20 protein-coding genes are annotated in these 23,096 nt (G+C 66.1%); 8 read left to right on the forward strand and 12 right to left on the reverse strand.

Going from position 1 to position 23,096, the window contains the following annotated elements; translation table 11 throughout:
- Positions 1–49: 49 nt before the first annotated feature.
- On the reverse strand, positions 50–1,006 hold the full coding sequence (locus VX037_RS02345) for a UTP--glucose-1-phosphate uridylyltransferase (protein ID WP_235724693.1): 957 nt from the start codon (positions 1,004–1,006) through the stop codon (positions 50–52).
- Between the two features lie 112 nt (positions 1,007–1,118).
- Between VX037_RS02345 and VX037_RS02350 the strand changes: the two genes are divergently transcribed.
- Complete coding sequence (locus VX037_RS02350; protein ID WP_235724694.1) at positions 1,119–1,697, forward strand: 5-formyltetrahydrofolate cyclo-ligase; 579 nt, start codon at positions 1,119–1,121, stop codon at positions 1,695–1,697.
- A 43-nt stretch (positions 1,698–1,740) separates the two neighbouring features.
- Here the strand turns inward: VX037_RS02350 and VX037_RS02355 are convergent, their stop codons facing one another.
- On the reverse strand, positions 1,741–2,052 hold the full coding sequence (locus VX037_RS02355) for an FmdB family zinc ribbon protein (protein WP_266059765.1): 312 nt from the start codon (positions 2,050–2,052) through the stop codon (positions 1,741–1,743).
- Between the two features lie 188 nt (positions 2,053–2,240).
- Between VX037_RS02355 and VX037_RS02360 the strand changes: the two genes are divergently transcribed.
- Both VX037_RS02360 and VX037_RS02365 read left to right on the forward strand, forming a co-directional pair.
- A complete protein-coding gene (locus tag VX037_RS02360; protein WP_328713072.1) occupies positions 2,241–3,788 on the forward strand; it encodes an alanine/glycine:cation symporter family protein in 1,548 nt (515 codons plus the stop codon).
- Positions 3,789–3,918: 130 nt separating this feature from the next.
- Complete coding sequence (locus tag VX037_RS02365) at positions 3,919–4,089, forward strand: hypothetical protein (RefSeq protein WP_235724697.1); 171 nt, start codon at positions 3,919–3,921, stop codon at positions 4,087–4,089.
- On the opposite strand, the gene nhaA is transcribed toward VX037_RS02365, so the two are convergent.
- Positions 4,076–5,326, reverse strand: coding sequence for a Na+/H+ antiporter NhaA (nhaA, locus tag VX037_RS02370; RefSeq protein WP_328713073.1), 1,251 nt, complete (start codon positions 5,324–5,326; stop codon positions 4,076–4,078). The genes VX037_RS02365 and nhaA overlap by 14 nt on opposite strands.
- 289 nt (positions 5,327–5,615) lie before the next feature.
- Here nhaA and VX037_RS02375 point away from each other — a divergent pair, with 289 nt between their 5' ends.
- From VX037_RS02375 to VX037_RS02385, 3 genes are all read left to right on the forward strand, one after another.
- A complete protein-coding gene (locus VX037_RS02375; protein WP_235724699.1) occupies positions 5,616–6,293 on the forward strand; it encodes an SAF domain-containing protein in 678 nt (225 codons plus the stop codon).
- A 163-nt stretch (positions 6,294–6,456) separates the two neighbouring features.
- Complete coding sequence (mscL, locus tag VX037_RS02380; protein ID WP_266059770.1) at positions 6,457–7,173, forward strand: large conductance mechanosensitive channel protein MscL; 717 nt, start codon at positions 6,457–6,459, stop codon at positions 7,171–7,173.
- Between the two features lie 192 nt (positions 7,174–7,365).
- Positions 7,366–7,491, forward strand: a complete 126-nt coding sequence (locus VX037_RS02385; protein WP_268900385.1) for a hypothetical protein — start codon at positions 7,366–7,368, stop codon at positions 7,489–7,491.
- Positions 7,492–7,599: 108 nt separating this feature from the next.
- On the opposite strand, the gene VX037_RS02390 is transcribed toward VX037_RS02385, so the two are convergent.
- The 6 genes from VX037_RS02390 to VX037_RS02415 form a co-directional block, all read right to left on the reverse strand.
- Complete coding sequence (locus tag VX037_RS02390) at positions 7,600–8,268, reverse strand: MspA family porin (RefSeq protein ID WP_266059773.1); 669 nt, start codon at positions 8,266–8,268, stop codon at positions 7,600–7,602.
- 74 nt (positions 8,269–8,342) lie between these two features.
- Positions 8,343–9,002, reverse strand: coding sequence for an MspA family porin (locus tag VX037_RS02395; protein WP_266059775.1), 660 nt, complete (start codon positions 9,000–9,002; stop codon positions 8,343–8,345).
- 630 nt (positions 9,003–9,632) lie between these two features.
- A complete protein-coding gene (locus VX037_RS02400) occupies positions 9,633–10,226 on the reverse strand; it encodes a MogA/MoaB family molybdenum cofactor biosynthesis protein (protein WP_235724703.1) in 594 nt (197 codons plus the stop codon).
- Positions 10,227–10,270: 44 nt separating this feature from the next.
- Positions 10,271–11,749: a S1C family serine protease gene (locus tag VX037_RS02405; RefSeq protein WP_287015567.1), complete on the reverse strand. Its 1,479-nt coding sequence runs from the start codon at positions 11,747–11,749 to the stop codon at positions 10,271–10,273.
- Positions 11,750–11,909: 160 nt separating this feature from the next.
- Entirely contained in the window at positions 11,910–13,379 is a 1,470-nt protein-coding gene (locus tag VX037_RS02410) for a sensor histidine kinase (protein WP_235724705.1), read from the reverse strand.
- Positions 13,380–13,426: 47 nt separating this feature from the next.
- Positions 13,427–14,113, reverse strand: a complete 687-nt coding sequence (locus tag VX037_RS02415) for a response regulator transcription factor (protein WP_235724706.1) — start codon at positions 14,111–14,113, stop codon at positions 13,427–13,429.
- A 279-nt stretch (positions 14,114–14,392) separates the two neighbouring features.
- Between VX037_RS02415 and VX037_RS02420 the strand changes: the two genes are divergently transcribed.
- Entirely contained in the window at positions 14,393–18,511 is a 4,119-nt protein-coding gene (locus tag VX037_RS02420) for a molybdopterin-dependent oxidoreductase (protein WP_442903634.1), read from the forward strand.
- Between the two features lie 466 nt (positions 18,512–18,977).
- On the forward strand, positions 18,978–19,856 hold the full coding sequence (locus VX037_RS02425; protein WP_328713077.1) for a type IV toxin-antitoxin system AbiEi family antitoxin domain-containing protein: 879 nt from the start codon (positions 18,978–18,980) through the stop codon (positions 19,854–19,856).
- Positions 19,857–19,915: 59 nt separating this feature from the next.
- On the opposite strand, the gene VX037_RS02430 is transcribed toward VX037_RS02425, so the two are convergent.
- The 3 genes from VX037_RS02430 to VX037_RS02440 are packed head-to-tail and all read right to left on the reverse strand — an operon-like array spanning position 19,916 to position 23,093.
- The gene (locus VX037_RS02430) at positions 19,916–20,233 is read right to left on the reverse strand and encodes a Rieske (2Fe-2S) protein (protein WP_235724708.1); all 318 of its coding nucleotides are present in this window, start codon (positions 20,231–20,233) and stop codon (positions 19,916–19,918) included.
- Positions 20,230–22,746 carry a nitrite reductase large subunit NirB gene (gene nirB, locus VX037_RS02435; RefSeq protein WP_287015570.1) on the reverse strand — a complete coding sequence of 839 codons (2,517 nt, stop codon included), beginning with the start codon at positions 22,744–22,746 and terminating at the stop codon, positions 20,230–20,232. Before nirB ends, VX037_RS02430 begins: the two co-directional genes overlap by 4 nt.
- Entirely contained in the window at positions 22,746–23,093 is a 348-nt protein-coding gene (locus VX037_RS02440) for a molybdopterin oxidoreductase (protein WP_235724710.1), read from the reverse strand. Before VX037_RS02440 ends, nirB begins: the two co-directional genes overlap by 1 nt.
- Positions 23,094–23,096 lie beyond the last annotated feature (3 nt).

A 23,096-nucleotide genomic window follows, 5' to 3' on the forward strand; every position in this document is an offset into this window, starting at 1 on the left:
AGCCGGAGGTTGCCGCCGAATGGCGCAGGCGCGCTGTCGTCGCCGTCGGTCAGCTGTCGGCGAGGCGCTTGCCGAGCCAGTCGCGGAGGTCGGGCCCGTAGTCGTCGCGATCGAGCGCGAAGTCAACCGCGGCCTTCAGGTACCCGCCCGGATTGCCCAGGTCGTGCCGCGTCCCGTGATGGACCACGACGTGAACCGGCTCGCCCTCCTCGATCAGCAGCGCGATCGCGTCGGTCAGCTGCAATTCCCCACCCGCGCCCGGTTCGATTCGACGCAACGCGTCGAAGATCTTGCGGTCCAAGATGTATCGCCCGGCGGCGGCGAGATTCGAAGGCGCGTCCTCGGCGGCCGGCTTCTCGACCATGCCCTTGAGCCGCTTGACGTTCGGGTTGTTGGCGTCGGGCAGGTCCTCCACCTCGAAGACCCCGTATGCGCTGATGCGATCTTCGGGCACCTCGATCGCGCACAGCACCGATCCACCACGACGTTGTCGCGTACGTGACATCACTTCCAGCACCCCGCCCGGCAGCACCAGGTCGTCGGGCAGGAGCACCGCGACGGCGTCCTCATCGTCGTCCAGGTACGGCTCGACACAACCGACCGCGTGTCCGAGTCCGAGCGGCTTCTCCTGAACCACCGACGCCACCTCGAGTAGAGAGGGAGCCTTGCGCACCTTCGCGAGCATCGCCGCCTTCCCGCGCGTGGCAAGGGTGTTCTCCAGCACCAGGTCTTCCACGAAGTGCGCGACCACGCCGTCCTTGCCTGGCGAGGTGACGATCAGGAGTCGCTCGGCGCCCGCCGATTTCGCCTCCTCGGCGACGAGTTCGATTCCGGGAGTGTCCACCACCGGCAACAACTCTTTGGGAACGGTTTTGGTTGCTGGAAGAAACCGCGTACCCAGACCCGCTGCGGGAACCACCGCGGTTCGCGGGATCGGTGGGGTGTTGGGCACGGATTCGTATTCGGTGAACACGTCGGTATTCTGGCTCACGTCACTGGTGCTCATGCGACCACCCTAGTGCTGTTTGCCGGCAACATCCTGTCGTGTGGCCAGCAGATTCCCGGGTGCGATGTTTCACGGCGTGGTCCGACGAGGCGGACGAGGAGAGGGCGGTCGGGTGCGATCCACCAAGAGACGTTTGCGAGCCGAACTCGAACAGCGCCGGGTGGCGCGACCGTTCGCGGCACGCAAGCAGGCGGCCGACAACCTGGCCGGATGGGTCTCATCGGCACCCTTCCGGCTCGAGTACGACGTCACCGTCGCCGCCTATGTCCCGTTCGGCGCCGAGCCCGGCTCACCGGGTCTGCTGGACGCGCTCATCGACCGCGGGGTGTCCGTCATCGTGCCGGCGGTACCGGCAGGCGAACCCACCGCGCTCGACTGGGTGCGTTACGACGGCGCCGAGTCGTTGGCGCGTGGACGCTGGGGGTTGTTGGAACCGATCGGACATCGATTGGGCTCCGACGCCGTCGAGGCGGCGTCGGTCATCTTCGTGCCCGCCTATGCCGTGGACAAGACGGGAAACCGACTCGGCCGCGGAGCCGGGTATTACGACCGGACGCTGACCGGGCTGACCGCCGAGATCATCGCGGTGGTCTACGACGACGAACTCGTCGAATCATTACCCGCCGCGCCGCACGACGTCCGTGTCCGGTGGGCTCTGACACCCGACGGTGGGTTCCGCGAGCTGGGTTGACCCGTCGTTGCGTTGTGCCGCGCGGAGCGGGAAGCAGGTCAGGTCAGGACGCGGCCGGCGCCGTGGCCGACGTGCTGTCGGACTTCGCCGACGAACTGCTCGACGAATCCGAGGAGCTGCCGGACGACGAGCTGCTCGACGATTCCGACGTCGACGACGATTCGCTCGCCGACGACGACTTGCGCGAATCCGTGCGATAGAAACCGCTGCCCTTGAACACGATGCCGACGGAATTGAACAGCTTGCGGAGTCGGCCAGTGCACTGCGGGCACTCGGTGAGTGCATCGTCGGAGAACGACTGCACGATGTCGAACTTGTTGTCGCACTCCGTGCACGCATACGAGTAAGTGGGCACCGATAACCTCCGGAAGACTAGTGATCGTTGCACAGTGTAACCGATTTTGGCACTCCGCCATTCCGAGTGCCAACGATGTCCGTTCATCGTGCGGCCCGCCGGTCGACATGCGATTGTGTTACGCACATGAACTCCGGGTGCGGGGACCCGGGACCGGTCATCTGACTCCGAGAGGGCGGACTCCGCCGATGAGCGATTTTCTCAGCGATATCAACGGCTACATCTGGAGCAACGCACTGGTGTTCCTCTGCCTGGCCGCAGGCGTCTTCTTCTCGATACGAACCCGGCTGGTCCAGGTTCGTCAGATCCCGGAGATGATCCGGCTGATGTTCCGCGGCGAGAAGTCACCGTCGGGGGTCTCCTCGTTCCAGGCACTGACCATCTCCCTGGCGGGCCGCGTCGGCACCGGCAACATCGCCGGTGTCGCCACGGCCATCGCCTTCGGCGGTCCGGGTGCGCTGTTCTGGATGTGGGTGGTCGCCTTCCTCGGTGCGTCCACGTCGTTCGTGGAGTGCACCCTGGGCCAGATCTACAAGACCAAGGACCGACTGACCGGCGAGTACCGCGGCGGTCCGGCCTACTACTTCAGCCGGGCGATGGCCCACACCAACGCGAGCGGCGCATTCAAGGTCTACGGCCTGGTCTTTGCCGCGGTCACCGTACTCGCCTGCGGACTGCTGCTGCCCAGCGTCCAGTCGAACTCGATGGCGGTCGCCATGAACGAAGCCTGGGGACTTTCCGAATGGGTCGTGGCGGTCGGGTCGGTGATCGTGTTGGCGTTCGTCATCATCGGCGGGGTCAAACGCATCGCCAGCTTCGCCTCGATCGTGGTGCCGTTCATGGCCGTGATCTACATCTTCTTCGCCATCATCATCGTGGCTCTCAATGCCTCGGAGGTTCCCAACGTCATCAGCACGATCTTCGCGAGCGCCTTCGGAGCGGATGCGGCGTTCGGCGCCATCTTGGGCTCGGCGATCATGTGGGGCGTCAAGCGCGGTATCTACTCGAACGAGGCCGGTCAGGGCACCGGCCCGCATGCAGCGGCCGCCGCCGAGGTCTCACACCCGGCCAAGCAGGGACTGGTCCAGGCGTTCGCGGTCTACGTCGACACCTTGTTCATCTGCACCGCGACCGGGTTCCTGATCCTGTCCACCGGTGCCTACCGGGTGTTCGAAGGTGAATCCGCCGACGGTTCGGTCATCGCCGAGGGCGGCATCCTGCCGGCCGACGTGGCAGTGGGCCCGACCTTCGTCCAGACCGGTTTCGACTCGTTCTGGGGCGGCGCCGGTTCCTCGTTCGTGGCGATCTCGCTGCTGTTCTTCTGCATCACCACGATCATCGCCTACTACTACATGGCCGAGACCAACCTGCGGTTCCTCATGGGCAAGGCTGCGACGATCGAGATCAAGCCGCTGCGTAGCACGCTCGGCGCCAACCTGACACTACTGCTGCAGGCGCTGATCCTGGTGTCGGTGGTCATCGGATGCGTGTCGACCGCGTCGGAGGCCTGGACACTGGGCGACATCGGCGTCGGGTTGATGGCCTGGCTCAACATCGTGGGCATCATCATCTTGCAACAGCCCGCCTTCAAGGCGCTTCGCGACTACGAGCGTCAGCAGAAGTTGGGCCAGGACCCGACCTTCGATCCGAAAGCGCTCGGCATCATGGGCGCGACCTTCTGGGAGAACTACGACCCGGTCACGGGCAAGACCCGCGAGACCGCCGACGCTCCCTGAGCGCCCAACGGGCCATCGACCGACGAATCAACGGCCGTCTACCTCACGAGGTAGACGGCCGTTGTCGTTGCGGGACACGGTGAGGACCTGCGGGAGTTCGATGGTGGCTCGTCGTCGACGGTGCAGGCATGTGGGTTCCGTCGACGCAATTGCAGGTTCGGTCAACGGCATGGTGGGTTCCACCGGCGCAGCCACGGGTGCCGTCGGCGCGGCCGCGGGTGCCGTCGGCGAGAAAGAGGGTTCCGTCGGCGAGAAAAAGGGTTCCGCCGGCGCGAGCCGGTGGGAGGTCAGCCGCCGATAACGTCGATGTTGCGGTCGGGCACGTTGTCCCGGTTCATATCCGCCGCACGTGTCTGCCGCGCGTCCCACCGCAGCCACAACGCGGCCAAGGTCGCCGCGACCAGCGAGCCGACCAGAATCGCGGTCTTGGAGGCTTCGGCGTGCGGATCGGTGTCCACGAAGGACAGCTCGTCGATCAGCAACGCCACGGTGAAGCCGATCCCGGTCAGGAAACCGACCGGCAGCAGGTCACGCACCCCGATCGAGTCGGGCAACCGCAGCGGTGTGAACCGAGTCATCAGCGCGGTCACCCCCATCGCACCGATCAACTTGCCCACCACGAGGCCGAGGAAGATCCCGATCGACACCGGCTGGATGAGCTCGGCATCGGTACCCACCACGGTGACCCCCGCGGCGAGGAAGGCAAAGATCGGCAGCGCCACCGCCGACGACACGGGTCGTACCGCGTCGTCGAACCGGTGCGTGCGCGATTCCTTCTCTCCGTGCACATATTTGGCCGGCACCACGAAACCGAGGAGAACCCCGGCGACCGTCGAGTGCACGCCCGAGGCGTGCATGAATCCCCACGCGGCCACTGCGACCGGGATGAGCATCCACCAGTGGGTTTTCCGCATCCGCACGAGGAACGCGAACACCACGATCAGCGCGAGCGCGATCACCAACATCAGGAAGTCGATGGTCTCGGTATAGAAGGTCGCGATGATGGTGATGCCCAGCAGATCGTCCACCACAGCCAGGGTGAGCAAGAAGGTACGCAGCGCCAGCGGCAGCCCGCGCCCGAAGATCGCCAGCACGGCAAGCGCGAAAGCGATGTCGGTTGCCGTCGGGATGGCCCAGCCGTTCAGTGCGTCGGGGTCGCCGACGCCGACGATCACGACGTAGAACAGTGCGGGCACCACCATCCCACCCAGAGCCGCAGCGATGGGCACACCGGCCTGTTTCGGTTGGCGGAGGCTGCCCATCACGAATTCTTGTTTGAGTTCCACTCCGACGACGAAGAAGAAGATCGCGAGAAGTCCGTCTGCGGCCCACTCCTCCAGCGACAGATGCAAGTGCAGGCTCGCCGGCCCGAACTCGAATTCGGCGAGGGAGTGATATGCCGCCTCCCACGGTGAGTTCGCCCAGATCACCGCCACGACCGCGGCGATCAGCAACAGTGCCCCACTAGGGGTGTCGAGGGAGATCCACCGACGGAAGCGATCGGCGGCGGACGAATGTTGGTCACCAACTGTGGACATCAACTCTCCTGGTCATCGGTCGCAGGCCGGGCACACATGTATTACATCCCTGCCCACTCGACGACAGGAGCCGACCAGACTTCCCGGCACACCGTTCGGTCATTCTCCCCGAAGCCTGCAACCGGGTCCAATCGGCCCACGACCCCGATGGGTATCGGCGTCGGGCTGTGACCATCTCGGTGTGCGCGCGTCACCTGATGGCGGCAGCGAGCTGTGAACGGTGCGGCCGCTGTCCACAGATCACTGTCGAGCCCGCGGGTCGCGGGACCGGCGGGCCTACCGTGACCGCATGCCGGCCTTGTTCCGCAGCGAACTGTCCCCTCGCCTTGTCGACCGCGTACGACATCTGACGCATCCAGGGTGGGCTCGGTCGATCATCATCCGCAGGGCGGTGTCGACAGCATTGGTGATCGCCGCGATCATCACGGCTGTCGTGGATCATCGCAGCGACGAATCGCGCGCGGTGGTGGTGGCGGCTCACGATCTGCTCCCGGGACACACCGTCGCTCCCGAAGACCTGACCGTGACCAGCGCGCCGGGTGGACTGGTCCCGACAGGCGCATTGCGAATGACTGCCGACGCCATCGGTCGCACCCTGGTGGGGCGTGTCCGCGGCGGCGAGATCCTCACCGACGTCCGACTCCTGTCCGCACACCTGCCCACACAACTCACCGGACGGCGGGACGCGCGGCTGGTGCCCGTCGCGCTCGCCGACGACACGGTCGCATCGTTACTACGCGAAGGCGACGTCGTGGACGTACTCACCGTGCGCGACAACGACTCCGCGCCGAGCGCTGTGCTCGCCCGTGGCGCGATCGTCGCCCTGACCGTCGGGCCGGGCAGCGCCAGCGCACTCTCCCCGGGGAGCGGACCCGGTCGACCCGTGTTGCTGGCCATGGACGAGGGCGACGCCCACCAGGTCGCCGCCGCCGGACTAGATGGCCCGCTCACCGTCGTCGTGCACTGACCTGCCAAAACGGCGCGCTTCCGGCGAAACAGTGCAATGGTCGTTTACGATCCTGGATAGGTTTGCCGAACGCGGCCTGCGTCTGGCGCACTCATGACCGTTGACCTGCAAGCGAAGTGAATACCGGACAGAGCGGGAACTGAACACGAGAGGACCGCACACCGTGCTCAAGGGCTTCAAGGACTTCATACTCAAGGGCAATGTCGTCGAGCTGGCCACCGCGGTCATCATCGGAGCGGCTTTCACTGCCATCGTCTCCGCCTTCACCGATCAGATCATCCAGCCGCTGATCAACGCGATTCCGATCGGGACCGACGCCGCCGAGGGTCTCGGCTTCCAGATCACCGACAACCCGTCGACCTTCGTCAACATCGGCGCCCTCATCACCGCGGTCATCAACTTCCTGATCATCGCGGCCGTCGTGTACTTCCTGATCATCGTGCCGTACAACAAGCTCTCCGAGCTCGGCGGATTCGGGAAGAAGTCGGAGGTCAGCGAGGTCTCGTTGCTCACCGAGATCCGGGATCTGCTCGATCCGGAAGGCACATCGAAGGCCAAAGAAGAGGCCCAGAGCGATCTGCCCGAGCATCTGCGGGAGCCGGGCGCACCGTCTGATCGCGCGGAACCGGGTGCGACACAACGACTCACCACTCCCCCGCCGGCAGCCGTGGAAGCCCAGTCCCGCCCGGCCACCAATCCGCCGTATCCCACACCGCAACCCGCACCGGGGTCGTATCCGCCGCCGGGCAGTTTTCCGCAGGGCAACTACCCTCCCGGCGGCTATCCGCAGGGCACCTACCCGCCGGGAAGCCATCCGCAGCAGGGACAATTCCCCGGCGAGTACCCGCCGCCGGATGCACCGGGACGTCACTCCCGCTGAAACCGCAACGACTTCGGGCCGCGCTCTCCTCGAGCGCGGCCCGAAGTCGTTGCGGGGCAGCCGCATCGGCTCCCAGCTCATTGACAGCCGATCCGGCAGCCGACGACAAGGTTGCCTCCCTACTGTCGCAGGAGTCGACGGAGACATCCGCCGACACCGACAACAAACAATCGACACGGAGGTTGCACCAGCATGCCGCACAAGCCGGGCCAGAAGGGCCGCACCAACAATCGCTCCACACGTCGCACGCCGAGCCCCCAGCCGCGTCGTCGCCAGCAGCCGCAGCCCTTCTTCCCGTTCCCGTTCTTCGGGAGCTGATCTGCGCCGGAAGTCCGGCAACGCACACGCGCAAGGGGCGGGATCGGATTACCCGATCCCGCCCCTTGCGGAATGTTGTGGTGTCCGCGATCGCGGACCCCGATGCGATCAGCCCAGGCTGAACGGCTGGCCGTACAGGGTGATGACACCCTTGACCGAGTCGGTGCTGACCGTGACCTTGATCTTGGCCTTGGCCTCGGCGTAACCACCACAGCCGGTCACACCGAACTTCTCCTGGCTGTAGGCGACACCGCCACGATTGCCGGTGAAGGTGTAGGAGTTGACGGCGTCATCGTCGCTGTCGGCTTCCTGCACGATCGGCACGTAGCCGGCCTCACCCGGGCCGAGCGAGATGCTGGCGCCTGCGGTGCCCGCACCGTCCGGAGCGACGTCAACGCCGCCGTCGGTGTTCGGGGTCGCCTCAGCACCGCCGGTGACACCACCCTCGGCGCCGAGTCCGACACTGACCTGGCAGCCCACGATGTAACCGGCGGACACGGTGCCGCCTTCGGCCTCGCCACCGACGGTGACGCGGACCTTGCCCGACACCCAGACCTCACGGGTGGTCGGGAACGGGATGAGCGGCTGGGTGATGTTGGCGTTCTGGCCGAACAGCTGGATCGTGACGGGGGTGCCATCGACGAGGGTCTTGGTGATGGTGGTGTTCGGCACCGGAGCCGCCGCGGCGCCACCGGCGCCGAGGCTGGTCACGCCCATCACCGCGACGCCGGCGACACCGGCGGCCGCGGCTGCGCGACGCGTGATGATGTTCTTCATGATTCCCCTTAGTGGAAGGTCGATCTGCGCGGAGCAGATAAGTCTCGAGAGTTGTGGCTGGTATCTGCTACCGGTCAGCTGACGAAGAACGGCTGGCCGTACAGCGTCGACTGCATGAGGGTGCCTTCGCCGGTGGCGACGTCATCGTCGTCACTGACCTCGTAACCCTTGGCCGCGATCACCTTGGTGACGCTGCGTGCCGATGCGTAACCGCCACAGTTGGGGAACGTGATCTCGAAATCCTGGAGCTGGATCTGAGCCAGACCGCTGTCCGAGAGGTCCTTGTCGGTGACGTCGTAGAGTGCTGCCTCGCCCGGCCTGATCGGGAACATCAGACCACCGCTGATGGAGATCGACGGGGTGGCCGACAGGGTGATGCCGCCGGAGCCACTGGCTCCGATGTCACTGACGTCGATCTGGCAGCCGGCCAGGATCTGGACCTTGAGGTTGCCTCCGACGCCGGCACTGGCCTGTGCCTTGTACAGGCCCGAGATCAGCGCGGTGCGTCCGAGGCCGCCGTTGTAAGCAACACGCGCAACCGAGTACTGCGACTCGCCGGTGCGCTGGGTGAAGACCCGCTCACCGTCGATTCCTTCGATGACCTTGCTGCCGTTGGCCAGCGGAGCTGCTGCTGCAGTGCCCGCCCCCACACCGGCCAGGCCGACAGCCGCCACTGCGGCAACTGCGCATGCACCGGCCGCGCGACGCAGCCCAAGCTTGCTGAACTTGCTCATTCGTTCCCTCTCACAGGATTCGGTTGTTGCCCCGCAGCGCACACCTCTGTACGCACGGGTCGACCCTCGTGGGCTGCGGACCCCCGCCCCGCAACCGAACCCATGTCGGTTTCGGTTCGCTGGAAGTCACCTTCCGCACACCCCTGGTCACTGCTGCGTCGTCACTCGCGACAGATCGCAGGACTCCCCGTCGGTGCCCCCTCGAGTGCACCGCGCGCTTCGTCGTTGCGAACGTTATCGGAGCGATATCCAGCGGGGCAACAGCTATGTTCAGCCGTGTCTCAGGTTCCACACTGCCGATCTTGAACTTCACATTCGCCATCGCTAGATATGAGAATGTTAACGGAGGGAAAACACGCTGGGTCGGCTATGTCGCAGGTGGCTCGCTTATTCCCAATGAGGGGGACGATTCACCTCATACCAATCGTGCGTTACCCCCTTGTGACCTTCCTCACACTCGTCGGAAGTCACGTCCGGGAGGTCGGTACCGAACACGTCGTCGATCCGCCGACGGGCACGCCAGCCGGTCCGGCGACGTGGTTCATCGCCGGAACCGCCAGTCTCTTGGGGATCCGGTGACTGTTCCACATCGCCGTTCACGGGTCTGGACAGGAGGACTCGGCGTCGACTCTAGAACTCGCTGATTTCCTCGATCACGTGCTTGGCCAGCGGGGCGACGGTCGCCATCCCGTCGCGGACGGCGGCACGCGAGTTGGACAGGTTGACCACCAGGGTCTGACCGGAGATGCCGGCCAACCCGCGGGAGAGCCCCCCGTCCGCGGAACCCGCTGCCAGACCAGAACTGCGCACCGCTTCCTCGATACCGCGCAGACGCCGGTCGAGCAGCGGCTCGGTGGCCTCCGGCGTGACGTCGCGCGCGCCCACGCCGACCCCGCCGACGGACACGACGAGATCCACGCCGCCGATCACCGCGGTGTTCAGCGCATTACGGATCTCCACCTCGTCACCCGAGACGGCGACGGTGGCATCCACGTGGAACCCGGCCTCGGCCAGCAACTCACCTACGAGTGGCCCCAGCAGACTCTGTTCCTCCCCGTGCGCTGCGCGATCATCCACGACCACGACCAGTGCGCGCCCGATCTCGTCGCCGCTCTCGGTGGGCCGGATGTCGTCGTCACGATGACGTGCGACGAACTCACGGGCAGCCGCGTCTGCGGCGACCACGTCGTCGGGGTCGATGGCGGTGGATCCGGTGTCGCTCATTGTCTGCCTTTCTGCTCCCGTTCAGGAAGATCGTGCTCCGGGCGTCACCCGACCTGCAAGGTCTCCAAGGTGACCTGAGTGGTCTTCGTCTGCCCGTTGATGACATAGGTGATGGTGACCGTGTCCCCCGGGGCGTGCGACCGGATGGCCGCGACCAGCGCGTCGCCGCTGGCGACGTTGCGGTCGTCGACCTTGGTCACCACCGCGCCCTGCGGGATACCCGCCTTGTCCGCCGGGCCCCCCGCGGTCACATCGGAGATGTAGGCGCCGGGCTGGTCGACCTCGGTGTTGGCCCGCACCGACACGCCGAGGCCTGCCTGGGTGGCCTGGCCGGTCTCGGTCAGCTCATCGGCCACCCGCTTCGCCTGATCGATGGGAATGGCGAAACCCAGGCCGATGCTGCCGCCCTGCTGCTCGGCGGACGCCCCGAGGGTGGCAATCGCGGTGTTGACCCCGATGAGCGCCCCCTTGGCGTTGACCAACGCGCCACCCGAATTGCCAGGGTTGATGGCCGCGTCCGTCTGGATCGCGTCGATCACCGACGTGGTACCCGATTCGCGCGACGTCGACACCGGCCGATTGAGCGCACTGATGATGCCGGTGGTGACGGTGCCCTCCAGGCCCAGCGGCGCGCCGATCGCGATCACATCCTGTCCGACGGCGAGGTTGTTCGAGGTGCCCACGGTGATCGGCTTGAGACCGCTCTTGTCCACCTTGATGACGGCGATGTCGGAAATGGGATCGGCACCGAGAACGCGGGCCGGAGCGCGCGTGCCATCGGAAAAGATCACCAGCACCTGACTCGCGGTGGCGGCACCGGCCTCGGAGACCACGTGATTGTTGGTCATGATGACCCCGTCCTCGGACAGGATGACCCCGGATCCGCCGCCCTCGGCATTGCCGGACCGCACGATGATGGACACCACCGAGGGCAACACGTTGGCCGCGACTTCCTGAACCGATCCGGCCGGGGCCGGCACCACGCCCTGGTCACTGCTGTTCGGGTCACCACCCAGCGGGCCGTTGTGCGCCGACGACGAGCTGTCGTCGAGCACATTGGCACCGACCACACCGCCGATCCCACCTGCCACCAGTGCCAGCACCAACGCGCCGACGACCAGTGCCGCCTTGCCGCCTCCGGACTTCTTCTCAGGAGCTGGCCCCGCGGGCGGCGATCCGCCGACCCCGGGGCCGGGATACGGCTGCGCAGGCAGCTGACCGGTCGTCGGCTGCGTGTACGCCGGCGCAGTGTAGGCCGGTTGAGTGTAGACAGGTTGGCCGTATGGGTTCTGCTCATACGGGTTCGTCGGCGGCCCGCCATAGGGGTTCGTCTGCGGGGAGGGCGCGGCGGCGTGGTGCCCATAACCGCCCGGGTCCTGCGCGGCAGGCCCATACGGCGACGGTGATGCGTACGGCCCGGCTCCGTATCCCCGGTCGGGATCAGAACCCGGAGCGGCGTGCGCCCCCTGGCCCGAACCGTGTCCGGTGCCATACGGATCGCCGTGCGAACCGCCACTGGTCATGTCCTGGTCCTCAGCTCTCTCGTACCTCGCCGCGGCGGCGGGTGTCCCGATCGATGTGCAGGTCTCGGCTCGCGACGACCCTGGCCCTCAACCCTAAGTGATCGAGGTGGTGGGTCGATGACCGAATGCCGGTCGGTCTGCGCGGCCGCGACCGTCACCCTTATTGACGAACGATCAGCGGAGAAGGTTCCTCAGGGGTGGGACTTCCCGGCAAGGTCATCCGGATCAGGGTTCCGCCCAGATCGGACTGCTCGGCCCGCACACTTCCGCCGTTGCGAGTGACCACCTGACGAACGATCGCCAGGCCCAGACCGGAACCGGGCATCGACCTCGACTGGGTCGATCGGTAGAACCGTTCGAACACCAATTCCCGGTCCTCCTCGGGGATCCCTGGCCCGGCGTCGGCCACCGTGAGTTCTGCTGTGTTCGCGTCGATCTGACTCAGGCTCACCAGCACTGGCCGACCACGCGGACTCCACTTCGCGGCGTTGTCGAGCACGTTGAGCACTGCCCGATTGAGGCCGTGTTCTTCCCCGAAGACGAACCACGGCGTCACCGTCGTGTGGAAGTCCACGTCGGTTCGGCGGCGACGCACCCGGTCCAACGATCGCGTGATCACCTCGACGAGATCGACCTCCTCGTGCACCACCTCCGGCGCGTCCTCACGGGCGAGGTCGACGAGATCTCCGACCAGCGTGGACAGTTCCTCGATCTGGGCCATCACATCCGAGCGCAGCTCGATCATGTCCTGCGGCGGCATCGCGGGTGCCCCCGGCTCACTCGCGGCGATCAGCAGCTCGAGATTGGTCCGCAGGGAGGTGAGCGGCGTTCGCAGCTCATGACCCGCATCGGCCACCAGCCGGGCCTGCCGATCACGTGAATCGGCCAAGGCGCGCAGCATCGTGTTGAAACTCTCGGTCAGGCGCGCCAACTCGTCGTTGCCCGAGACCGGGATGGGCGTCAGATCCTGCGTGCGCGCGACCCGCTCGGCAGCGCGGGTCAGGCGGGCCACCGGCCGCAGACCGGCTCGTGCAACGGTGGTGCCTGCCAGCGCGGCCAGTGCGACACCACCGCCGCCGACGACCAGCAAAACCCAGGCCAGCCGCTTGAGGACCCGATCGGTGTGCAGCAAGCTCTGTGCCAACACCAAGGTGTTGCCGTCGGCGAGCTTGCGGGCGAGCACCCGCTGGTTGTCCACGGTCCGTAGGCTCTGCATGTTGTTGACCGGCCGCGGCGTCGACCGCGCGATGCTGCGCTCGACGTCTTCGAAGGGCACATCCCCGATGAGGTAGGTGCTGCCGTCGGGGTGCACGAGCGCCAGGGAGATGTTGGTGGAGAACACCGTGCCGGTGACCAGCGATTCGGGTCGTTCGTTGAGCAGGCCGGTCTTGGCGAGTACCGTCATGCCGTCGGCGCGGCTCTCCAGTTGCGAGTCGACCTCGTTGTACATCGCGCGGTAGACGACGAAGTAGGCGGCCGCGGCCATCAGGCTGACCGAGACGAGCACGACGGTGGCCGACAGCAGAGTCACACGCGTCGTCAACGACACCGCTCGGGTCAGCGGCATCGGCGCCCGCATCTCCTTGCGGTCATGCCGACGTATTCGGGCGATGGACCGTCGTCCCGGCATCGTCGTCGGTGCCGACCGAGGGGTCGAATCCGATGCGTCGGGGACCACTACGGCGGGGTCTCCCGCAGCACATAACCGACGCCGCGCACCGTGTGGATGAGCCGGGGCTCACCTTCGGCTTCGGTCTTGCGCCGCAGGTAGCCGACGTAGACTTCCAGGGCATTGCCCGAGGTCGGGAAATCGTAGCCCCACACCTCTTCGAGGATGCGACTGCGGGACAGGACGCGGCGCGGGTTGGCCATCAGCATCTCGAGCAAAGCGAATTCGGTCCGAGTGAGACTGATGCTGCGTTCACCGCGTGCCACATCGCGGGTCACCGGGTCCAGAGTCAGGTCCGCAAACGACAGTTCCTCCGACTCGGCCGCATCGTCGGGACTGGCACGTCGCAGTAGCGCACGTAGCCGCGCGAGCAGTTCCTCCAGTGCGAACGGTTTCGGCAGATAATCGTCTGCCCCGGCGTCCAGACCCGACACCCGCTCGGAGACGGTGTCCCGGGCGGTGAGCACCAGAATGGGCAGATCGTCGCCGGCCGACCGCAGCCGACGACACACCTCCAGCCCGTCCAGACGCGGCATCATGACGTCGAGAATGGCCACGTCCGGACGCTCGGCGACGATCTTCTCCAGGGCCTCGAGACCGTCGGCCGCGATATCGACGGTGTAGCCGTTGAACGACAGCGACCGGCGTAGCGACTCGCGTACCGCCCGATCGTCGTCGACCACAAGGATGCGCATGCCTACAGTCTTATCGCGAACTGCTGAGATGTGTCTGAGGACGTACCGCCGTGTCCCGCGTCGATTGCTGCAGGTCGGGGCGCGCCGAGTCGAATGCAACGCCGCCGGTCGCGTCCGCGACCGGGCTGCGCACATGTGCGACCCACCCATGTGAGGTCAAGTTGATAGGCGTGTAACTGGCCGATTCGCATCAGGAAACACACCCCGTCGAATGTGGAGATCGTGAAGTCCGTCGACATCGTGCATTCGCTGTGTGCCTACTGCGGGGTGGGCTGTGGAATGGACCTGGCGCTCGGCGCCGACGGTCAGGTCGCCAAGACCGTGGGCCGCAAGGATCATCCGACCAACTTCGGTCGGTTGTGCACCAAGGGTTCGACCACCGCGGACATGCTGGCCGCCGGCGGGCGCCTGGTCACGCCGATGGTGCGCGACGAACGCGGCGCTCCAGCGCGGCCCGGCGACATGGATCAGGTGATCACCGAGACCGCGGCACGACTACGCGCCATCGTCGACGAACACGGACCGGACGCCCTGGCCCTCTACGTGTCGGGACAGATGTCGATGGAGGCGCAGTACCTCGCGACCAAACTCGCCAAGGGCTACATCAGGACCACGGCGATCGAATCGAACTCGCGGCTGTGCATGGCAAGCGCCGGCACCGGTTACAAGCAGTCCCTCGGCGCCGACGGTCCGCCCGGTTCGTATCAGGATTTCGATCACGCCGACGTGTTCTTCGTGATCGGGTCGAATATCGCCGACTGCCACCCGATCCTGCACCTGCGCATGATGGACCGGATCAAGGCGGGTGCGAAGCTCATCGTCGTCGATCCGCGCCGCACTGCCAGCGCCGACAAGGCCGACCTGTTCCTGCAGATCACACCCGGTACCGACCTGGCACTGATGAACGGGCTGCTGCATCTGCTCATCACCGGCGGGCACACCGACGACGACTTCATCGCGTCGTTCACCGACGGCTTCGAGCAGATGCCCGAGTTCACCGCGCAGTATCCGCCGGAAGTGGTCAGCGAGATCACCGGCATCCCGGCCGACGACATCCGCCGCGCGGCGGAGATGATCGGGTCCGCGCAGAACTGGATGAGCTGTTGGACGATGGGCCTCAACCAATCCACACACGGAACCTGGAACACCAATGCACTGATCAACCTGCATCTCGCCACCGGCGCGATCTGCCGGCCGGGCAGCGGACCGTTCTCGCTGACCGGGCAGCCCAACGCCATGGGCGGCCGCGAGATGGGGTACATGGGCCCCGGCCTCCCGGGACAGCGGGCGGTGATGTCCGACGACGACCGTGCGTTCGTCGAGGATGTCTGGGGGTTGGCGCCCGGAACCGTGCGCACCGAGGTGGACGGCGGCACCATCGACATGTTCCGCCAGATGGCCGACGGAGACATCAAAGCGTGCTGGATCATCTGCACCAATCCGGTCGCATCCGTGGCGAATCGGTCGACCGTCATCTCCGGGCTCGAGCAGGCCGAGCTCGTCATCACGCAGGACGCCTTCGCCGACACCGAGACCAACGCCTACGCCGACGTCGCGCTACCCGCCGCACTGTGGACCGAGTCGACCGGCACCATGGTGAACTCGGAACGCAACGTGACATTGTTCGAGCCCGCCCTGACCGCGCCCGGTCAGGCGCTGCCGGACTGGCAGATCATCGCGCGCATCGCCTGCGAGATGGGTTATATCGAGGCCTTTTCCTATACCGACGCCGAACAGATCTTCGACGAGATCCGCCGGTTCGCGAACCCACGCACCGGCTACGACCTCCGTGGGATGACCTACGAGGGGCTGCGTCGCACCCCGATGCAATGGCCCAGCCCACCGGCCGATGCCGGGGTGACCCCGAACGGTCAGGGCCGCAACCCCATCCGCTACCTCAACGACGGCGTAAGCCAGACATTGCACACCGCCGAGGACGGGACCGTGCCCGCGCTCGCGTTTGCGACGCCGAACCGTCGGGCCCAGTTCTTCGCACGGCCGCACGTCGATCCCGCCGAGATGCCCGACGATGCATACCCCATCCTGCTGAACACCGGCCGTCTGCCACATCAGTGGCACACGATGACCAAGACCGGTCGGGTCACCAAACTCAACAAACTCAACCCGGGCCCGTTCGTGGAGATCCACCCCGAGGATGCGCAACGATTCGGCATCGGCCCCGGGGACCGGGTGGAAGTGGCATCGCGGCGCGGGCGTGCGGTGCTACCCGCGACGGTCTCCGATCGGGTTCGACCGGGTAATTGTTTTGTCCCGTTCCACTGGAACGACGTGTTCGGCGAGCACCTGACCATCAACGCAGTGACCTCCGACGCCGTCGACCCGATGTCGCAGCAGCCGGAGTTCAAGGTGTGCGCAGTCACCCTCACCAAAGTCGCGGGTGCGCCTTCGGCTCAGCATTCGTCCACCGAGGGTTCCGACAACCTCACGACCGAGGCTCACCACGGTCGCGCCGGGCCGGTCGATGCCCTGGCGTCAGCGCTCGGGGTCGCCGACGTAGACATCAGGCCATCGGAAGCGGAACGCACGTACCTCGCCGGGATGATCGCCGGGCTCCGGACGCATCCACCTGTCGACGACCGTCCCGTGCTGCCGCCCGGGGCGCCGCTGCGCAGCGACGTCCACGCGTGGGCGTCGGGAGTGCTCGACGGAATCTTTGCGCGGGCACCGCTGTCGGGCGTCGGTACCGCCGGTGCACCGGGCGGCGCCGATGACGCGGTGCAGGCGGTGCGCGAGTCGATCACCGTCCTGTGGGCCTCCCAGATGGGCAACGCCGAAGAGTTCGCCACCGAGACGGCAGATCACATCCGGGCCAAGGGATATGACGTCACGGTCACCGAGATGGATGCCGCCGACGTGGGATCTCTCAGCGGCACGACGCTGTTCGTCAGTTCCACCACAGGTGACGGGGAACCGCCGGACAACGGTTCGGCGTTCTGGGATGCGCTCAGCGGCGATACAGCGCCGGATCTGTCGGGACTACGCTATGCGGTGCTCGCCTTCGGGGACTCGAGTTACGACAATTTCTGTGGTCACGGGCGCAATCTCGACGAGCGCCTCGACGAACTCGGGGCCCGACGAATCCTGGAACGGGTCGATTGCGAACCGGACTTCGAGGAACACGCCGGGCAATGGCTCGACCGGGTCAATACGGTGATCACCGCAGACGAGAGCGCGGGACCATCGACGGATGGCGAACGGGTCACCGTCCTCAGCGAGCCGGCCGACTCATCTGCGCAGCCGTCGGTGCGTACCGCGCCCGCGTTCTCGAAGAAGAAGCCACTGGTCACCCAGCTGTCGCGCAATGTCAGACTCAACGGTGACGGTTCGTCGAAAGACGTGCGCAACTTCGGGTTCCATCTGCCCGGCGACACCTTGACCTACAAGGCCGGTGACGCCCTGGGCGTCTGGCCGCTCAACAGCAACACCCTCATCGACGAATGGCTCGACGTGACCGGCCTCGATGGCGGCGAGATCGTCAACGCGCCGGGTGGCGACGACATGCCGCTACGACGCGCACTGCGGGAACGTCTCGAGTTCGCCAAGGTCACCCCGGATTTCATGCGTTTCGTCGCCGACCGCAACGGTTCGGCGCATCTGCATTCCCTTGCGGCGGCAGGCAACAAGCAGGAGCTGGAGGCGTGGACCTGGGGCCGGCAGTCGGTGGACGTACTCACCGAGTATCCGGTGAAGGCCGACCCCGAGGAATGGGTGTCTGTCCTGAAAACCCTTCAGCCCCGGTCATATTCGATATCATCGAGCCCTTTACACAACCCCGGAGAGGTCGAGCTCACCGTGTCGGCCGTCCGGTACAACCTGCACGGCAAGGCTCGCGGCGGCGTGTGCTCAACGTTCCTGGCCGACCACTGCGAAGGTCAGGACATCGGAGTGTTCGTCACGTCGACAACGCATTTCCGACCTCCGTCGGACCCCGATACCCCGATGATCATGATCGGTCCCGGTACGGGCGTCGCCCCGTTCCGCGGATTCCTCCGCGAACGGCAGGCATTGGGCCACGAGGGCAAGAACTGGCTCTTCTTCGGCGAACAGTATTCGGCCACCGACTTCTACTACCGCGACGAGCTCACCACGATGCTGTCCGATGGCCTGCTGACGCGCCTCGACGTCGCGTTCTCACGGGATCAGGACCGCAAGATCTACGTCCAGGACCGCATGCGGGAGCACGGCGAAGAGCTCTACCGCTGGCTGCACGACGGCGCACACGTCTACGTGTGCGGCGACGCCACGCGGATGGCCAAGGATGTCGACGCGACGCTCAAGGAAATCGTGGCTCATCACGGACGTCGGTCGCCCGCCGGTGCGGAGTCCTACGTGAAAGCACTGGCGGCCGACAAGCGGTACGTGCGGGACGTGTACTGAGGCGTCGTCGGGACACGCGCTGCCCAGGTGTCCGGCAGGCGCGCGGGCCACGGTAGCACCAGCGAGGTGGCATCGAGTTCGACCTCCAGCGAGGGGCGCAAGCTCTTCCTCCGCGAGCGCGTACGCCTCACCCGCGACGAGCGCATCGGCGCAGCCGGCCGTCCCGGCATCCCTTGCACCGTTCGGTACCGGCTCACCATCCTGTCGATCCTGATCGGAGAGGCCAACCCTCACCTTCGGGCCCGAGCGATACATCGTGCAGGACGCCACCGTCAACTGACCACGTGTCCCAGATGACACGCCAGCCGACCACCACCGGGCAGTGGAGGTCTGCCGGGCTGCTGAGGTGTCATCTGGGACAGGGGTTATGGGTGCGCTCTGCACATTCTCGGATCTGTCCACAGATATCGTCCGGGAACCAGCCGACCACCTCGTCCGCGCCTCACCGGATGTCAGGCTGCACCCCATGGATCAACCCGACTACTCCGAGGTCCTCGCTGCTGGGTTCGGCGTCGCTTCGTGGAAACAACTGCGTGAGGCCGGCATGACGCGAACCGAACTCCGGGCCGCCCTCAAGAACGGCACACTGCGATGTCTGCGGCGAGGGTGGTACGCCACACCGTGGGCCGACAGTACTGTGGTGTCGGCGGTGGCCGGTGGCGGCGTGCTGAGTTGCCTGTCGGCGCTACGACTGCTCAAGGTCTGGGTTCCCGGTACATCCGATACCGTTCACATCCGGGCCCGCGCCTGTGCGCACCGCACGCCCGGCGCGACGTTCTGCGAACAGTACGGCCGACCGGAATCGGAGATCACGTCCGTCGACGAACTGGCAGTCGCGCTGCGGCACGCACTGAAATGCCTGGACGACGAAGGCATCGTGGTGGTCTGCGACTCCATCATGAATCTGGGGCTGCTCGAACTCTCCGACCTCCGGGTCGTGTTCCGGTCCGCACCCGCGCGGATCCGCCGCCTGCTGGACCGATGCGACGGCAGTTCTCAGTCCGGTACCGAATCGATGAGCCGATTCCGGCTCCGATCACGCGGTATCGGTGTGCGCTCACAGGTCGACATCCCGGGAGTGGGCATCGTCGACCTGCTGGTCGGCACTCGCTTGATCATCGAGGTGGATGGATACGAATTCCACAGCAGCAAAGAACAATTCGAGAAGGACCGCGAGCGCGACCGCACAGCTGTCGAACTCGGATACCTGGTCATCAGACTGACGTATCACCAAGTGGTGCACGAGTGGCCGGCCGCCGAAGAGACGATCATGGACCTCGTGCGTCGGCGCGAACACCTCAAGCCACTGATGCCCACCAGGGAACTCGTCTCAGATGACACCTGAGCGCGACACGATCGCTGCTGAGACGACCGCGCGGCGCTGAGGTGTCAACTGGGACAACCTCACGGCCAGACGACGATCCTCCCGTCGCGATCCTCCACGCGGTACACGCCCAGCGAGCCGATCCCATCGGCGGTACAGCCGCCGTCGGAGAAGCGGAACACGTACTGATGCAGCGGACACACCACGTGGCCGAGGTCGAACTGGCCGTCGGCGATCGGGCCTCCCCGATGGGGGCAGACCGCGTCGGTGGCCCGCAGGGTGCCGTCGGTCATCCGGAACACCGCCACCTGGCGGCCGTCGACCGGGTAGGCCCGCCCTTCCCCCGGGAGAAGATCATCGATCGGACCGACCGGGACGCCGGTGTCGACGCTGGTCATCGGACCGGCACCTGCGGTAGCGGCAGCAGCGGCAACGCGGAGGTGAACTGGGCGGGCGATCGCGGCTCGTCACGATCGAGCCACGGGTCGACGTAATCGGCGACCGCCTCGTCGATGCGCTCCTGCAGACCGCCGACGATGCCGTCGCGGTCCTCGACGAGGATCGCCCGCAGTTCCTCGATGCCGATCCTCGGCACGAACGCGTACGTGCGCTCGAGCCACTTGGCCTGCTCACGGTAGTACTGGATGAAGATGCCGCACAGGCGGATCACCTCCTCCGGTGAGTCGACCGTCGCCAGCAGGTCACCCTTGCGGATGTGCGCCCCCGCGGCACCGCCGACGAGGATCTCCCACTTGCCGTCGCCGATCGCCACCACGCCGAAGTCCTTGCAGAGGGCTTCGGCGCAATTGCGGGGGCAGCCGGTGACCGCGAGTTTCAGTTTGGCCGGCGACTCGAGACCCTGGTATCGCGTCTCGATCGCGATGCCCAGCGCCGTCGAATCCCCAAGTCCGAACCGGCAGTAGTCGGTGCCCACACATGTCTTCACGGTCCGGAAGGACTTGCCGTAGGCGTAACCGGACGGCATGCCGAGGTCGTCCCAGACCTTGGGCAGATCTTCCTTCTTCACACCGAGCAGGTCGAGACGCTGTCCGCCGGTCGCCTTGATCATCGGGATGTCGTACTTCTCCGCGACGTCGGCGATCTTGCGCAGCTGCTGCGGCGACGTCACGCCGCCCTTCATCTGCGGTACGACGGAGAACGTGCCGTCCCGTTGGATGTTGGCGTGCACTCGATCGTTGACGAACAGCGCACCCGGTTCGCGATTCCACCCGGTTCCCCAGATCACCCGCAGCAGCGACGACAACGGCATCTTCGCGGTGGCGTCCTCACCGTCGGGCGCCAAGTTCTCGAAAACCTCTGACACCGAACGGAGATCCTGCCGCTTGATGGCGTCGATCAACTCCGGCTTGGTCAGCGGGATGCACGGCACGTACCAGTCCGCCGACTTGTCGACGGTCAGCGCATCACCCGCGGCGAACTCGACGATGTCGCCGACGAGTGGCTTGCACGAGCCGCACCCCTTGCCGGCGCGGGTCTTCGCGCAGACCTCGCTGACGCTGGTGCACCCGGATTGCACGCAAGATACGATGTCGCCCTTGGTGACCCCATTGCAGTTGCACACCTGCACGTCGTCGGCGAGCTCGGCCGCACCGGTCTCCGCACTGGGCGTACCCATGTCGAAGAGCATCGAGATACGTTCTTCGGGCAGCGGCACCTTCTCATCGAAGGCCTGGGTGAGGAAGTTGGCCTTGGAGATGTCGCCGAGGAGCATGGCGCCGATCAGTTTGTTGTCGCGCACCACCACACTCTTGTAGGTGCCGCTGCGCGGCTCGTAGAACTGGACGAACTCGTCGTCCTCGCGTTCGGGACCCTTCACACCCATGGCCGCGACGTCGACCCCGGCAACCTTGAGCTTGGTGGTCAGTCGCGAACCATGGTACTCCGCATGGGGATTCGCACCCGTGATGACGTCGGCGAGCACCACCGCCTGCTCCCACAGCGGCGCGACCAGCCCGTACACCTCGCTGCGGTGCTGGCAACACTCTCCGACGGCGTAGATGGAACCCTCGTCCTCGCAGCGCATCTGGTCGTCGACGACGATGCCGCGTTCGATGACGAGCCCGGCGCTGCGTGCCAGTTCGACGTTGGGCCGAATTCCGGCGGTGACCACGATCATGTCCGCCGGCAGCGATTCGCCGTCGGCGAATCCGACTCCGCTGACGGTGCCGTCGTCAGTGCGCAGCACGGCGGTGGTGCGTTTGCCGGTGTGCACGCCGACCCCGAGTTCCTCGATCTTGTTGCGCAGCACCTTTCCGCCGCGTTCGTCGAGTTGCTGATTCATCAGGTGACCGGGCGAGTGCACGACGTCGACGTCGACCCCCTGGGTCTTGAGTCCATAGGCCGCCTCGAGCCCGAGCAGTCCGCCGCCGATGACCACAGCACGGACGTCGTCGCGCGCCGTCGCCATCTGCAGCATGCCGTTGGTGTCGGAGATGGTCCGGAATCCGAAGACGCCGCGCGCCAGTCGCCCATCGGACTCGCGCAGCCCATCCATGTTGGGGAAGAAGGTGTTGGACCCGGTGGCGATGATCAGGACGTCGAAGTCGATGACACGGCCGCTGGCGCAGGTGACGGTCTTGGCGAAACGATCGATGCCCTCGGCGCTGTCGCCCGAGTAGAGGGTGACCCCGTTCTCCCGGTACCAGGCCATCGGATTGAGCATCAGGTCGTCGTCGTCGAGTGTGGCCTCGCCGGAGAGGACGTGGCTGAGCATGATCCGGTTGTAGTTGCCGTAGGGCTCGTCGCCGATCATCGTGACGTCGAACAGTTCACTGCCACCGCGGGACAGGATCTCCTCGACGGTCCGTGCGCCGGCCATACCGTTGCCGACCACCACCAGCTTGCGCTTCGCGGTGGTTGCATCGTCGTGCGGCGTGACGTCGACAGGCATCAGAAGATGACCATTCCGAAGTCGATGACGACCTCACCGCTCGTCGCTTCCGGCGCCGCCAGGACCAACTCCAAGGTGGTGTCGGGATCGACGTCCTCCACCACACGCAGCGGGACGTTGACCGAGGACCGCGCCCCCATCGGGAAGATGCGCATGGGCTGGCCGTCCCGCATCAGCGTCACATAGATCAGTTCGCCCGAGCTGTTCCCGCCACGAAAGTAGAGGGGCTGTGCCGTCATGCCGGGGGGCACCACGTAGGTCAGGGACGGGTCGATGGGCGCCGGTTTCGTCAGCCCCGTTCCGGTGAACGCGTAGACGCCTTGCAGGAACCGCGGTGTGCTGGACATACG

It is taken from the genome of Gordonia sp. Z-3 (assembly GCF_036233855.1).
Classification (GTDB): Bacteria; Actinomycetota; Actinomycetes; order Mycobacteriales; family Mycobacteriaceae; genus Gordonia; species Gordonia tangerina.

Coding starts and splice junctions, on each gene's coding strand:
- VX037_RS02385 (WP_268900385.1), top strand. CDS start 7,366: ATGCCGCACAAGCCGGGCCAGAAGGGCCGCACCAACAATCGCTCCACA.
- VX037_RS02430 (WP_235724708.1), bottom strand. CDS start 20,233: ATGACCAGCGTCGACACCGGCGTCCCGGTCGGTCCGATCGATGATCTT.
- VX037_RS02415 (WP_235724706.1), bottom strand. CDS start 14,113: ATGCGCATCCTTGTGGTCGACGACGATCGGGCGGTACGCGAGTCGCTA.
- VX037_RS02390 (WP_266059773.1), bottom strand. CDS start 8,268: ATGAAGAACATCATCACGCGTCGCGCAGCCGCGGCCGCCGGTGTCGCC.
- VX037_RS02420 (WP_442903634.1), top strand. CDS start 14,393: ATGGACCTGGCGCTCGGCGCCGACGGTCAGGTCGCCAAGACCGTGGGC.
- nhaA (WP_328713073.1), bottom strand. CDS start 5,326: ATGTCCACAGTTGGTGACCAACATTCGTCCGCCGCCGATCGCTTCCGT.
- VX037_RS02345 (WP_235724693.1), bottom strand. CDS start 1,006: ATGAGCACCAGTGACGTGAGCCAGAATACCGACGTGTTCACCGAATAC.
- VX037_RS02405 (WP_287015567.1), bottom strand. CDS start 11,749: ATGACCAGTGGCGGTTCGCACGGCGATCCGTATGGCACCGGACACGGT.
- VX037_RS02400 (WP_235724703.1), bottom strand. CDS start 10,226: ATGAGCGACACCGGATCCACCGCCATCGACCCCGACGACGTGGTCGCC.
- VX037_RS02375 (WP_235724699.1), top strand. CDS start 5,616: ATGCCGGCCTTGTTCCGCAGCGAACTGTCCCCTCGCCTTGTCGACCGC.
- VX037_RS02360 (WP_328713072.1), top strand. CDS start 2,241: ATGAGCGATTTTCTCAGCGATATCAACGGCTACATCTGGAGCAACGCA.
- VX037_RS02440 (WP_235724710.1), bottom strand. CDS start 23,093: ATGTCCAGCACACCGCGGTTCCTGCAAGGCGTCTACGCGTTCACCGGA.
- VX037_RS02395 (WP_266059775.1), bottom strand. CDS start 9,002: ATGAGCAAGTTCAGCAAGCTTGGGCTGCGTCGCGCGGCCGGTGCATGC.
- VX037_RS02410 (WP_235724705.1), bottom strand. CDS start 13,379: ATGCCGGGACGACGGTCCATCGCCCGAATACGTCGGCATGACCGCAAG.
- VX037_RS02425 (WP_328713077.1), top strand. CDS start 18,978: ATGGATCAACCCGACTACTCCGAGGTCCTCGCTGCTGGGTTCGGCGTC.
- nirB (WP_287015570.1), bottom strand. CDS start 22,746: ATGCCTGTCGACGTCACGCCGCACGACGATGCAACCACCGCGAAGCGC.